Annotated in this window: 16 protein-coding genes; 11 read left to right on the top strand and 5 right to left on the bottom strand. The window is 46.5% G+C overall.

From position 1 onward, the window contains the following. Window positions 1-21: 21 nt before the first annotated feature. A complete protein-coding gene (locus tag OCU49_RS15145) occupies window positions 22-357 on the bottom strand; it encodes a zinc ribbon domain-containing protein YjdM (protein WP_261841393.1) in 336 nt (111 codons plus the stop codon). 278 nt (window positions 358-635) lie between these two features. Between OCU49_RS15145 and OCU49_RS15140 the strand changes: the two genes are divergently transcribed. Then, on the top strand, window positions 636-983 hold the full coding sequence (locus tag OCU49_RS15140) for a DUF3127 domain-containing protein (RefSeq protein WP_261841392.1): 348 nt from the start codon (window positions 636-638) through the stop codon (window positions 981-983). A gap of 108 nt (window positions 984-1,091) precedes the next feature. Here OCU49_RS15140 and OCU49_RS15135 read toward each other — a convergent pair whose 3' ends face one another. Beyond that, window positions 1,092-1,751 carry a peroxiredoxin gene (locus tag OCU49_RS15135; protein WP_261841391.1) on the bottom strand — a complete coding sequence of 220 codons (660 nt, stop codon included), beginning with the start codon at window positions 1,749-1,751 and terminating at the stop codon, window positions 1,092-1,094. Window positions 1,752-1,948: 197 nt separating this feature from the next. Between OCU49_RS15135 and OCU49_RS15130 the strand changes: the two genes are divergently transcribed. From OCU49_RS15130 to OCU49_RS15090, 9 genes are all read left to right on the top strand, one after another. Beyond that, window positions 1,949-2,782 (top strand): MBL fold metallo-hydrolase, encoded by an 834-nt coding sequence (locus tag OCU49_RS15130; protein ID WP_261841390.1) that lies wholly within the window; start codon window positions 1,949-1,951, stop codon window positions 2,780-2,782. Window positions 2,783-3,012: 230 nt separating this feature from the next. After that, on the top strand, window positions 3,013-3,717 hold the full coding sequence (locus OCU49_RS15125; RefSeq protein WP_261841389.1) for an RDD family protein: 705 nt from the start codon (window positions 3,013-3,015) through the stop codon (window positions 3,715-3,717). 25 nt (window positions 3,718-3,742) lie between these two features. Next, window positions 3,743-4,090 (top strand): GFA family protein, encoded by a 348-nt coding sequence (locus OCU49_RS15120; RefSeq protein WP_261841388.1) that lies wholly within the window; start codon window positions 3,743-3,745, stop codon window positions 4,088-4,090. Window positions 4,091-4,289: 199 nt separating this feature from the next. After that, a complete protein-coding gene (locus tag OCU49_RS15115; RefSeq protein ID WP_261841387.1) occupies window positions 4,290-4,883 on the top strand; it encodes a cysteine hydrolase family protein in 594 nt (197 codons plus the stop codon). Window positions 4,884-4,893: 10 nt separating this feature from the next. Beyond that, on the top strand, window positions 4,894-5,211 hold the full coding sequence (locus OCU49_RS15110) for a DUF4144 family protein (protein ID WP_261841386.1): 318 nt from the start codon (window positions 4,894-4,896) through the stop codon (window positions 5,209-5,211). A 244-nt stretch (window positions 5,212-5,455) separates the two neighbouring features. After that, on the top strand, window positions 5,456-6,547 hold the full coding sequence (apbC, locus tag OCU49_RS15105; RefSeq protein ID WP_261841385.1) for an iron-sulfur cluster carrier protein ApbC: 1,092 nt from the start codon (window positions 5,456-5,458) through the stop codon (window positions 6,545-6,547). Between the two features lie 145 nt (window positions 6,548-6,692). Next, window positions 6,693-7,259 carry a dCTP deaminase gene (dcd, locus tag OCU49_RS15100; RefSeq protein WP_261841384.1) on the top strand — a complete coding sequence of 189 codons (567 nt, stop codon included), beginning with the start codon at window positions 6,693-6,695 and terminating at the stop codon, window positions 7,257-7,259. Then, window positions 7,256-7,897 carry a hypothetical protein gene (locus tag OCU49_RS15095; protein ID WP_261841383.1) on the top strand — a complete coding sequence of 214 codons (642 nt, stop codon included), beginning with the start codon at window positions 7,256-7,258 and terminating at the stop codon, window positions 7,895-7,897. Before dcd ends, OCU49_RS15095 begins: the two co-directional genes overlap by 4 nt. A gap of 348 nt (window positions 7,898-8,245) precedes the next feature. Next, window positions 8,246-9,040: a hypothetical protein gene (locus OCU49_RS15090; protein WP_261841382.1), complete on the top strand. Its 795-nt coding sequence runs from the start codon at window positions 8,246-8,248 to the stop codon at window positions 9,038-9,040. A 128-nt stretch (window positions 9,041-9,168) separates the two neighbouring features. Here the strand turns inward: OCU49_RS15090 and OCU49_RS15085 are convergent, their stop codons facing one another. From OCU49_RS15085 to OCU49_RS15075, 3 genes are all read right to left on the bottom strand, one after another. Further along, window positions 9,169-9,474 (bottom strand): hypothetical protein, encoded by a 306-nt coding sequence (locus OCU49_RS15085; protein ID WP_261841381.1) that lies wholly within the window; start codon window positions 9,472-9,474, stop codon window positions 9,169-9,171. Window positions 9,475-9,889: 415 nt separating this feature from the next. Then, on the bottom strand, window positions 9,890-10,951 hold the full coding sequence (locus tag OCU49_RS15080) for a nucleoid-associated protein (protein WP_261841380.1): 1,062 nt from the start codon (window positions 10,949-10,951) through the stop codon (window positions 9,890-9,892). A 74-nt stretch (window positions 10,952-11,025) separates the two neighbouring features. Continuing rightward, window positions 11,026-11,283, bottom strand: a complete 258-nt coding sequence (locus tag OCU49_RS15075) for a YkgJ family cysteine cluster protein (RefSeq protein WP_261841379.1) — start codon at window positions 11,281-11,283, stop codon at window positions 11,026-11,028. Window positions 11,284-11,584: 301 nt separating this feature from the next. On the opposite strand from OCU49_RS15075, the gene OCU49_RS15070 reads away from it, so the two are divergent. After that, entirely contained in the window at window positions 11,585-12,118 is a 534-nt protein-coding gene (locus OCU49_RS15070) for a YaeQ family protein (RefSeq protein WP_261841378.1), read from the top strand. Window positions 12,119-12,192: the final 74 nt, after the last annotated feature.

The raw sequence follows: 12,192 nt of genomic DNA, 5'->3' as shown, positions 1-12,192 counted from the left end.
TATTGCTCTGCCTCAAGCTTATTAAGCCTTTTTCACAAACTTAGCTGTTACCATCATTTCACCGGCGCCATCTACACGGCAGTCCAGTTCGTGGTCTTTGCCATCAACCATGCGTTTGATCAGGGCTTTGGTACCGATTTTCAGTACCTGAGAGCTGCCTTTTACCTTAAGGTCTTTTATCAGAGTGACCCGATCACCGTCCTGTAACTGTGTGCCGTTTGCGTCTCTGATATCCAGGGCGTCTTCTTCAGCGGCTTCTACAGGGTTCCATTCGTAGCTACATTCCGGACAGATCAGCATATCCTGATCCTGATAAACGTATTCAGAATTACAGCTTGGGCAGTTAGGCAGGGACATAAGGTATTTCTTCTTTCCAGTGAGTTCGGCGTGAATGATAGTGGGATGGCTCTGTTTTGGCGAGTATTTTTCTTTAAATTCTCTTGATGCCAGTCAGTTCTTTTATCTCGTTATCAAGACAATGACAAAGATAGAAACAGAGCTTAGATATACTCTCTGGCACAGTGAATCCTATGCATAACCAAGCTAAGAAAATCAGCCATAAAAACCTACAGTAATTCTCTTCAGTTTCTGCTTAAATATGTGCCATCAAGATGTAGCTATACAAGGTAAAGACAATGGCTTACGAACTGACCGGTAAGGTTAAGTTAATTCAGGATCCACAGACCTTTAACAGCGGCTTCACTAAGCGTGAAATGGTTGTAACGGTCGAGGAAGGGAAATACCCGCAGGATATCAATCTGGAATTTGTGCAGGACAAAGTAAGCCTGCTGGATTCAATTCAGCCTGGCCAGCAGGTGACGGTATCTTTTGATATCCGTGGCCGCGAATACAACGGTCGTTATTTTAACAACCTGGTTGGTTGGAAGATTCAGGGAGGCGCCGGCGCTTCAGATCCGTATGATCAGACACCTGCATACGACACCAGCGCGCCAGTAGATTTTGATGACGATGTACCCTTCTGATTTGTACTGAAATCAGACTGTTCTCAGAAGCCATGCATTGCATGGCTTCTTTGTTTTTGTCACTCGAAAAGTTTCAGGCTGGTAGCTTATTTAGCCGTTCTAAAGCGTCTAGCCTGGTTGCTTTACCTTACGCAAATACGGTTTCAGGGTTTCCCAGCCATCAGGGTAGATCTTCTCTGCGTCTTCGTTGGATACCGCCGGTACGATGATGACGTCTTCACCCTGTTGCCAGTTCACCGGTGTGGCGACTTTATGTTTCGCAGTCAGCTGCATAGAGTCGATAACCCGAAGGATTTCATCGAAGTTTCGACCGGTGGTCATTGGGTAGGTGATCATCAGTTTGATGTTTTTATCCGGGCCTACAACGAATACAGAGCGTACGGTGGCGTTGGTCATGGCTGTGCGGCCTTCGGCGGAGCCATTCTCATCGGCGGGGAACATGTTGTAGAGTTTGGCGATGCTTAAATCGGTATCAGCAATGACGGGATAGTTGACGGTGGTATTACCGACTTCTTCAACATCTTTGATCCACTGCACATGGTCCTCAAGTGGGTCAATACTCAGGCCGATAATCTTAGTATTGCGTTTGTCGAATTCGGGCTGAATTTTCGCCATGTAGCCCAGCTCTGTAGTGCAGACTGGAGTAAAGTCTTTGGGGTGGGAAAAGAGTACTGCCCAGCCATCGCCAATCCATTCGTGAAAATCTAACTGCCCCTGGGTTGTTTGGGCGGTGAAGTTTGGCGCCTGATCGTTTATGCGTAATGACATTATGTGTCTCCTGATATGTATTCAGGGTTACTGGAAAGAGGTCCGTTAAGGTTAGTCCATAAACAGTAATGTGGCGGCGATTCTGATATCTGTTCTTGGTATATATTTATAGCGTCTGACGCAGCAGAGAACAGGTGGTTTATGGCACACTGTCTGTGGTTAGTTGAGGCTTTTATTTTCAGTCAGGATGATTCACAGTGTTTATTCAGTTTCTTGGTACTTCTTCAGGTACGCCAACTAAACGGCGTAATGTATCAGCGGTTGCTTTACAGGAAAGTAAAGGCCGTAACTGGTATCTGATTGACTGCGGCGAAGCGACGCAACATCAGTTGCTGCACACTCAGTTGTCTCTGAATACCTTACAGGCAATCTTCATCACTCATGTACATGGTGATCACTGTTATGGCTTGCCTGGGCTGTTAGGCAGTGCGGGTATGACCGGCAGAACCGAGCCGCTGACCATTGTTGCTCCCCGGGGCATTCGTGAATGGATAGAAGCGACGCAGAGGTTTACGGCGTTTCATTTATCATTCGAGCTCAATTTTCTTCTACCAGAAGAGTTATCAACTGAGGAATCTACGGAGTCTGACGAGTATCCGGCTGAACTGAACGCATTGTCGTTTGGCCAGTTTTCAGTGTCTGCTGTGCCACTGGTTCATCGTGTTGAATCATATGCTTATTGCTTTACAGAAAGCTGGGTCGATGGCGAGCTGGATGTTGAAGCGCTTCGGGCATCGGATTTGCCGGCTGGACCTGACTGGGGATTGCTTCAATCCGGTGTGGATGTGAGTAACGCAGGGCAGCTGTATCGTGCCTGTGACTATGTCATTACTGATACCAGGCCCAGAAAAGTCGTAATATGCGGTGATAATGCAGAGCCTTCAGTACTGCAGAATATATGCAGTGATTGTGATGTGTTAGTGCATGAAGCCACTTATGCGCAGGACCTTGCTAAGCAAGCTGCAGAGTATGGTCATAGCTATGCCGGGCAGGTGCTGAATTTGCTGAACAAGCCAATGTTAAGAGTCTGATACTGACGCATTTTAGTCCCCGCTATCAGCTTAACCCTGCTGCACCATCTTCAGTAGAGATTTTGCGTCTGGAAGCTAAAGAGGTTTATGGCGGACAGCTTTATCTTGCAGAAGATTTCCAGAAGTACCGGTTGGATAAAAACGGTGTGGTACATCAGGATAACGACTAATATTTGATTGTGTCGGGCATTGAGTTTTCAAATAGAGGTTATTAAATAAAAGGATTTCATATGGATGATTTAATAGCCTATACGCGGTTGCCCAGGCGACTAAAGGCACTTCTGATCGATTGTGTATTTCTAAGTATCATATTTCTCGTCATTATTTTTTTGGTGAAACAGTTAGATTTATCTGTAGAAACAGTCGAGAGTCTTATTATTTTGGGATTGTTGGTTTCAGTGGAGCCTTTGTGCGTTTGGCTTACGGGTGGCTCAGTTGGGCATCATCTGAGTGCTTTACGGATACGCAGAGTAGCTGAGGATAAGCGCCTCGGTATGCTGGCAAGTTATGTTCGGTTCTTTACCAAATTACCATTGGGGATTATGTCTCTGGTCACGGTTATGACGTCCGCAAAGTATCAGGCAGTACATGACATGATAAGCGGCTCTATTGTCGTACATAGATCCCCTAAGACGGTATCTGCTTATGAAGTGTTGGCGGAGCGGAGGGAAGACACTGAACGTTATTTCTACCCTCCAAAAATGCGTCGGGTTGTATTCATTTTGTTATATCTGGTGTTACTCGTCATTGCCGAAGCCTTGTTGATGGTTTATGCGCTGAGCTATTCATGCATCGAGTTCGTGCAATGCTCGACGTCTGATACTTTGAGTTATACAGCGGTGAATACTGGGTTCTGGATCGCTCTGTTTTGTATTGCATCTTATGGCTGGCGTTGTCGTTTGTTTGGTTGCCGTCGTAAGTTGCGTGTTAAATAATGTTTTTGGCAGAAGTGTAAAACAAATGAAAACCTATCGCGGTTCTTGCCACTGCCGGGCTGTCACCTTTGAGATTGAAACTGACTTCCCTGAACTGACGACTTGTGACTGTTCTATCTGCAGGCGTAAGAATGCCTTAATGGTGAAAGTACATGAGAGTCAGATGAATATTCTGACGGGCAAAGACGTTCTCACAACCTATCGTTTCCATACTCATACGGCGCAGCATTATTTTTGCAGTGTATGTGGGATTTATCCGTTTCACCGTAAGCGTGTTACTCCAGATCATTTTGGCGTGAATGTATATTGTCTGGAAGGCTTTGACCCTTCGGGAATAAGTGTAAGGGCAACGGACGGGGTTGGTATGGACTAATGGACTTGTTTTGGTTGGAACGCACTTAGATAAAAGTCCTGAGCCTGAAATCTTGAGTTAGCCCTTTAGTCACTTGCTGTGATGTGTAAAAGCTGTCATTAATGCCACCTATACTTATGACAATAATGTGACTGCCACAGCCAAACGTTTGCAACATATATAACGGGGGGAGTCGCTGTAACAGGGATGGGCTTTATCTATGCTGCCAGGCATACATCACGATTTGTTTATTTCAGGCAATCCGGCGTTGATCGTTATAGACGTTCAGGATGCGATTGACTGTTACTCTGATTACAGCCGTAATAATCCAGATGCTGAGAAGGTGATCGCATCTTTACTAATGGTGTGGCGCGACCGGGGCTTGCCTGTGGTGCATGTGCGCCATGCTTCTAAGTTTGAAAATTCACCTTATCATCCTGCATCGGACTTCTTTTCTTTCAAGTATGAAGCCGAACCTTTGATGGGCGAGGCGGTGATTACGAAACAGGAAAACTGTGCCTTTATCGGCACGGAGCTTGAAGCTCTGTTAAAAGCGCAGGAGGTAACTGAGCTTGTGATTTGTGGTGTGCTGAGTAATAACTCAGTAGATGCTACTGTGCGGGTTGCCAGCGGTCTGGGGTTCAGGGTTATGGTTCCGGATGACGCCTCGGCGGCTTTTGCCATGGATTTGTTAACCGGGAAACAACTGAGTGCTGAGGATGTTCACTGGGCGTTTCTGAGTAACTTACATGGTGAGTATTGTCAGGTATGTGAATCTGGCGAATTATTACAAGCGTTACCGCAGGCACATTGAGCCGAATGATATGAATACTGATATTCACTGGCCAGCATTGCTTAGTTATGCCGGTGATCCTGAACTGATTGCAGTTATGTCTGCTGCAGAATGGCGGCAGGATTACTTAGCGCAGTATTACGATGCTGCGGATTTACTGATCGATTCTGCAGGGCAGTGTTTTCATTTAAAGCGCGGTTCTGAGCCACAACATTCGGATACGCAGCTGTCTCTGGATGCGTTAAATGATTTGCTGCGGTTACATTTTGCTGCAGCAGGTGCCTGCTGTGTTGCAAAGATGCTGGTAGGCTCAGTAGCCGAAGCTGTGCAGGTTGTTGCATCTGACTGATGGTTGTTTTCTTCTCTTAGTTCATTACTGTTATCTTGCTGATTACAGCGTGTTTCCGGCTCTGACGTCAGGTTAGGCTGCAGGATCATGTTGTGTGTTTGTGCCTGTCTTTAAATGCTAACCGACCAATGATTGAGATATTGATGGCTTCAAAATACCGGATTTGGCTGGCCTTACGATAATAGATGGCGCATAATTCCCGACAAAATTACTAGGGTATTGAGAGCCAAGAGTAGATAACCTTATGACGAGCTTAACGAACGAGCAGGTACATGCGGCAATTGCCGGCGTACAGGATAAGTATTTAGAGCAGGACTATGTCAGTGCTAAAGCATTAAAAGCACTGAGCGTACAGGGCGATACAGTTACGATTTCCATTGAACTGGGCTATCCCTGTGCTGGTGTTGAGGCTGATATTAAACAGTCTCTGACAGACGCTGTTAAAGCAGTAGGTGCTGGCAGTGTGAAGGTTGAGATTACAAGTCAGGTTGCTGCACATCAGGTGCAGGGCAGCTTGCAGGCACTGAAAGGTGTGAAGAACATTGTTGCAGTGTCTTCCGGTAAAGGCGGTGTTGGTAAATCAACAACGACTGTTAACCTGGCACTGGCGATGGCTGCTGAAGGCGCACGTGTTGGCATTATGGATGCGGATATCTATGGCCCAAGCCAGGGTATGATGCTGGGTGTGACACCTGGAACCCGCCCACAGCCAGTTGGTGAGAAGCTGATGGCACCTATTCAGGCGCATGGCTTACAGGTGATGTCGATCGGTTTTCTGATTGATGACGAACAGCCAATGGTTTGGCGTGGTCCTATGGCAAGTGGTGCTTTGCAGCAGCTGCTGACCGAAACTGTTTGGGAAGATCTGGATTACCTGTTTATTGATATGCCGCCGGGAACCGGTGATATCCAGCTGACACTGTCTCAGAAAGTACCTGTTACGGGTTCTGTGATCGTGACAACGCCACAGGATATTGCGCTGTTGGATGCTAAGAAAGGCATCGAGATGTTCCGTAAGGTCGAGATTCCTGTACTGGGTGTGGTCGAAAATATGAGCCTGCACATTTGTAGTGAATGTGGTCATAGCGAACCTATCTTTGGTCATGGCGGCGGTGAACTGCTGGCTGAGCAGTATCAGAGCCCAATGCTGGGTGCGTTGCCGCTGACAATGGGCATTCGTACCTCTACTGACAATGGTGCACCTACGGTTGTAAGCGCTCCGGATAGCCAGGAAACAGCTATCTATCGCGATATGGCACGTAAGGTTGGTGCCTTGCTGGCGAAGCGTGCTGAAGCACCTGTAGCTATGCCAAATATTTCGATTGTGAATGACTGATTCAGGCGTTTGAACCACTGGTTCAGAGCGCTGTAGATCAGGGCTGAAATTTACCGCACTTTTTTCTGAAAAAGTGCGGTTTTTTTATGGCAAAAACGTTAAGATTGTCGCCTTTTTTAAGATTAAACTGACGGATATTGTGACTATGGGTATTAAGTCGGACGGTTGGATTCGCCGCATGGCCGAAGAACATCAAATGATCTCGCCATTTGAGGCGGGCCAGGTGCGTCGTCGTGGTGAAGAAAAACTAATCTCCTACGGCACCTCCAGCTATGGCTACGATGTCCGTTGTGCTGACGAATTTAAGATTTTCACTAACATCAACTCTTCAGTTGTTGACCCGAAGAACTTCGATGACGGCAGCTTTGTTGATGTGAAATCTGATGTATGTATTATCCCGCCAAACTCTTTTGCGCTGGCGCGTACTGTTGAATACTTCAAAATTCCCCGTGATGTTCTGACTATTTGTCTGGGCAAAAGCACTTACGCACGTTGCGGTATTATCGTAAACGTGACGCCGCTGGAACCTGAGTGGGAAGGTCACGTTACACTGGAATTCTCTAATACAACGCCTTTGCCGGCCAAGATCTATGCCAATGAAGGTGTTGCTCAGATGTTGTTCCTGGGTGCCGATGAAGTTTGTGAAACCTCCTACAGAGACCGGGATGGTAAGTATCAGGGACAGACTGGGGTGGTTGTTCCGCGCACATGATTCATAGGCAGGAAAATATTGTCAATTTTTGGCAACAGCTGGAAAACACCATAGACAACTTACTCAGCAGCGAAGCAGATAATAACTTCGATGCTGATAATCTGTTGCTGGAGTATCGTAACTCTCTGCAGAAGATTGACCGTAATCTGACGTTTCATTTTGAGCGAGATGAAGAAGATGGTCCGGTTGAAATGGTGTTTGGCTGCGATGGCTATCCTGAGTCTATCAGCAGTGTTCTGAGTCTGGTCGGTGCGGCGCCTAGTGTTGCGGGTATCCGCTTCATTGCGTTTAACCACCGCTATGATCCGGTCCCTACGTATATTCACCTCGGTGAAGACGTCATAGAGCTGAAAGAGTTTTGGTATAGCTTCCGCATTGAAAACAGCAAATTGTTTATGGCTGTGTACATGGAAGAGTTGCCGGATAGTTTGGATATGGAGCCGCGGATTGAAGCGGTGATGATCTATCTTGATGCTTTAATTGGTGAATATGATCTGATGACCCGGGTATCTACCCTGGACTGGTATGAGCTGCCGGTCGATCCGCTGGACTTTGGTTTACGCCCGATGGCAGAGTTGCGCGATCAGTTCGATGAGCTTAAAGCACAGATCAAACTGATTGGTTTGACCTATCATTAAAGGCATCGGCCATTAGTAACGTCTGAGATTTAAAGCATCAGATCTCTTTGACAGGCTGAAAGGTCTGTCTGAAAGGGCTTTTTATACCAGCCTGGCTAGAAAACTAGCTAAGAAATCCGACGATCTTAATTATCTGATAATACGTATACCTTACCTTCATCTTCGTCTTCAGGTACCGGTTGTGGTAATTGAATATGCATGCTGACCCCCGTTTGTCAGGTATAAAGCGTATAGCGTGACGGTTTGTAAAACCTCCGTCATATAAAGGCTATCGACAAGCCTTTGTTAAACATTAGTAAATACTGCTGAGTTTTGAGTTGAAAAATTTGCGCCCAGCCGGAGAAAAACATGAGCCAATTATTAGCAGACATCGTTGAGCAGGTGCAGCATGACTATCACGCTGCGATGATGACGTCTGGCGGTGAGAACGCATTGCGGATTGCAATGGAGCTGTGTAATCACCATTTGTACCTTGAAATTGATAAATTGGCACTGGTTGTTGCAGAGGACCCGACGCTGTTGGCGACTCGTCCTGGCGGTATGATTGCTGATGCAGAAGAAGCGGCTAATCCGAGCGTAGGGATGATCATTTGTGTGAACCTTGCAGCTGGCATGCTGGAAGCGCTGATTGGTATTGCTGCAGAGCAGGGCTGGTTGAAGCCGGATGCTGAAGGGCATTTGTCTGAAGAGGTTCATCAGCAGCTGGATGAGGTTATTGCGCCTGTAGTGGATTACAGTGACAGTGAGCTGGCTAAGCAGAATATGCAGAAGCCTGGTCGTTCTGAGCTGACTAAGGTGATGGCACTGGCTGAGTCTGTATATCAGGAGCGATTGGCGACGGAAGCTGCTGATGCTTATAACCTGGCTTTAGAGGTCGCGTCCGAATATTCAGTATTTGCTCCGGATGATATTGCACCGCTGGTTGCTGAGAATCCTCTGCTATTAGGTTTACGTGCTGATGGTATGGTTGAAGATGAAATCTTCGAAGGTGATCCACCGGCAGGTTTGGTGATCAGTGCGCATTTAACTGACATGGTAATGAGCCAGCTAATGGATTATGCCGTAGAGCAGGGTGCGTTAGCACTGGACAGTTCCGGTCAGCCAATTATGCAACTGAGCGATAAAGCGCCGCCGTTGCACTGAATCATGGATCTTTTTGTATAAGTGCTCTTTATAAGAGCTTTTTATAAGTAATGAGAACTTAATACAGAGCATAAAAAAGCCCCGCCAGACTGAGTCTGACGGGGCTTTTTTACAACTGTTAAGTAAGCTTACTTAGCAGCTTTAGTCATTTGGCTCATCACAGATTCGCCAGCTTGAGTAGCCAGAGATGTGAAAGCTTCACCTTGAAGCTTCAGCAGTTGGAACAAAGCAGTGTTAGCTTCAACGTTGAACTTTACTACGTCTTCTGGAGTCTTCAGCGTCTGAGCTTTTTCAGCTTCTTGCTTGAAGAAAGCAGTTAGCTGCTCGCCAGATTGCTTCTGTAGTTCAACAGACTTGCTGATAGTTTGCGCTTGCAATTCCATCAGAGACTTAACAGAGTCGAACGATGCTTGAAAATCGATGTTATTAGTCATGGTGTATCTCCATATATTTGATTGGTGCAGTGCACAATATGAGGCTTATTGTAAGCCACTTTTCGAGCGTGTCAAATATTTTTTTGTGCGGTGCACAAAAAAACCGTCCTGACGATAACCGGTGACTTTACCGGGAATAACATAAATCGATTTAACTTGTTGTTTTTGATTGTAATAAGTGGCTTTTATTGGCTGATTATCTACCTTGTAGAGCAATTTTCCACTGGTTTAGCATAATGTACCTGAAATCAGCTTACTGCAGACTTTGGTAGTTATTTTGCGCTGCAACAAAAGCTATGTATGATCATTCAGAGAATTATTATTGTGCGTTGCACAAGGGTAATGCCGGCACGATAGCACCGGCATATGACAGGAATGTGATAGCGCAGATTAATTGCGCTGATGATGTAGCAGTTTAGTCGTCCAGCGCTTCGCGTAACTGATCCACTACCTTGGTGGGTAAGCGACGGATAATCAGGCTGTTGGTATTCGGATCAAACTGGATATCGCTGGTGGAGTTCAGTTCGCCCAGTGAACGCTTGGAAAAATCCAGCTGCCAGTTATCGGCTTTAGCTTTAATCTTTGTATAGTTGTTAATAGTACTGGTATGCGGCTGGAACTCATGGCTAACCTGATATTCTTCAGAGTTAGCAAAGCTGCCAAAGCTTTCTGTACCACTTTCTGCCTGTTCAGGCGGAATGTGCTGGGCAAAGATTTCATTCATGTCTGGCAGATAAGCCGACTGTTTTTCACTGCGTTGCTTTGACAGATAGCCGACTACGTCATCAACGATGGCTTCCTGTTTATCCTGCAGTTGATTTTTGCGGCAAAAATCTTCAGTCGCGCGGATCAGTTCAGACGTTGCCTGGCGGGCAGGTACAACATCACTGCAGCCAAGTGCAGTAGAGAAGTAATGGGTAATATCGCCTTTGCGCTTAGTGCCGATAAAGCTCAGGTAGCTGTCGGTGCCTTCTTTATAGGTCGAGATATTGATCTTGGCTGCCTGATGCAGTTTATCCAGATCCAGCTCGATAACTTGAGTTGGGTGCAGGTTACCGTCAAAAGCTACGCCGTTTTTATCCCGAACCAGAGCAACCAGAAGGTAATCGAAAACATCTGCACTGTAGTGACAGAAGATGACATAGCCACCGGTTGCAGCAGATGCTGACTCGGTGCTTAGAGACGCTGCCAGCTGTCCCATAGCCACATCACACAGACTCAGGAAATCATCATCATCCGGTGTGCCGTCGATGAACTGACGGAAATTAATAATAAACGGATGGCTGTCCGGATCTTCTACGGTGAATGAACCATGGGTCAGTGCAGCACGGCGGCCATAGGCAGATACCAGAGTATCAAACAGTCGCTGTGCCATAGGTGCCTGAATATCGATTGGACCACCTCTGTTACTGATAGTCGCCTGGGTTTCTTCAGCGTTTTTAAGCAGTTCACGGATGGCTAGATGTTTCAGTTCCATAATGTCTTCTGTATTGATTGGCGGACAGGGAAAGCGATTTTAGCACCGCCGGCGAATCGGTGCATCAGGGCTTTTTAATCCGGACGGGTTTCGTCTTCCATCAAGGTCAGAATTCGCAGTGCCTGAAGGCGGTTTTCAGCACAATGTTCGCTATGAGCAGTGAAATCTTTACAGACCTGAGGGTAGTCGCTGCGTTGCCAGATTTGGCAATTATGCTCTGTATCCAGGTTTATACAGCGTACGCCAGCGGGTTTGCCATCTGGCATGCCAGGAATTGCGGAAGAAATATGCGGTGCGATGCAGCAAGCACCACAGCCAGACCGACACTGCATAAATAACCTCTGAAGACTGTGGTTAGAAGATTGTAGTTCGAAGCTAGTAAAAGTAAGAAGCTTGTAGTTCGAAGCTCGTAAATAAGAAGCTTGTAAATAAGACGCTCGTAAAAAAGAGTATCGCGCAAGGATGGGCGAATGTGCTGCATGGGTCAAGTCAGAGGCGGCTGGTCTGAAGGTAGTGCTGTGTAACTGCTGTTTAGAGCAACTGCCGATATAAGCCAGGGCAGAGGGTAAGCGGTGCGCCGGAAGGTATTTAAGGCTACAATGGCGCACTTTTTTCGCCTTGCTGAGAACTTTTATGGCCCTGAAACCGACGATCTACAAAGTAAACCTGCAGCTTAGCGATATGAATAAGCATTGTTATGAGAGCTTATCCCTGACTGTTGCACAGCATCCATCAGAAACTCTGACGCGGATGATGGTGCGGGTTTTGGTTTACGGATTGAATTATCATCGTGATCTCAGCTTTACCAAAGGCTTGTCAGCAACCGATGAACCGGAACTTTGGCAAGTATCTCCCAGTGGGGAAGTAGAAAACTGGATTGAGCTGGGGCAGGTAAGCCCGGAGCGTTTGCGTAAAGGTGTGAGTCGGGCGCAGCAAATCAGTTTGTATGCTTACGGCAGTGAGACCGAGATTTGGTGGCAGAAGCATCAGCAGGCTATTACCCAGTTACCAAAGGTAAACGTTTGGCAGTTGCCTGCAGCACAACTTGAACCGCTGGAAGCAATGGTCAAGCGGACGATGGATCTGTCACTCATGATTACTGACGATACTCTGATGTTGAGCAGTGATGACCAGCATTGCGAAGTCACTTTGCAACAACTGTCTTAATTTTTAGTGTTGTTCTGCGTTACTCACTTAGATCCTTGTTCACATTAAGAATGTTCACTGAGAATATTCACTGT

The sequence above is a fragment of the Aliamphritea ceti genome, assembly GCF_024347215.1.
Classification (GTDB): Bacteria; Pseudomonadota; Gammaproteobacteria; order Pseudomonadales; family Balneatricaceae; genus Amphritea; species Amphritea ceti.
This window is presented reverse-complemented; position numbering and strand designations above follow the sequence as displayed.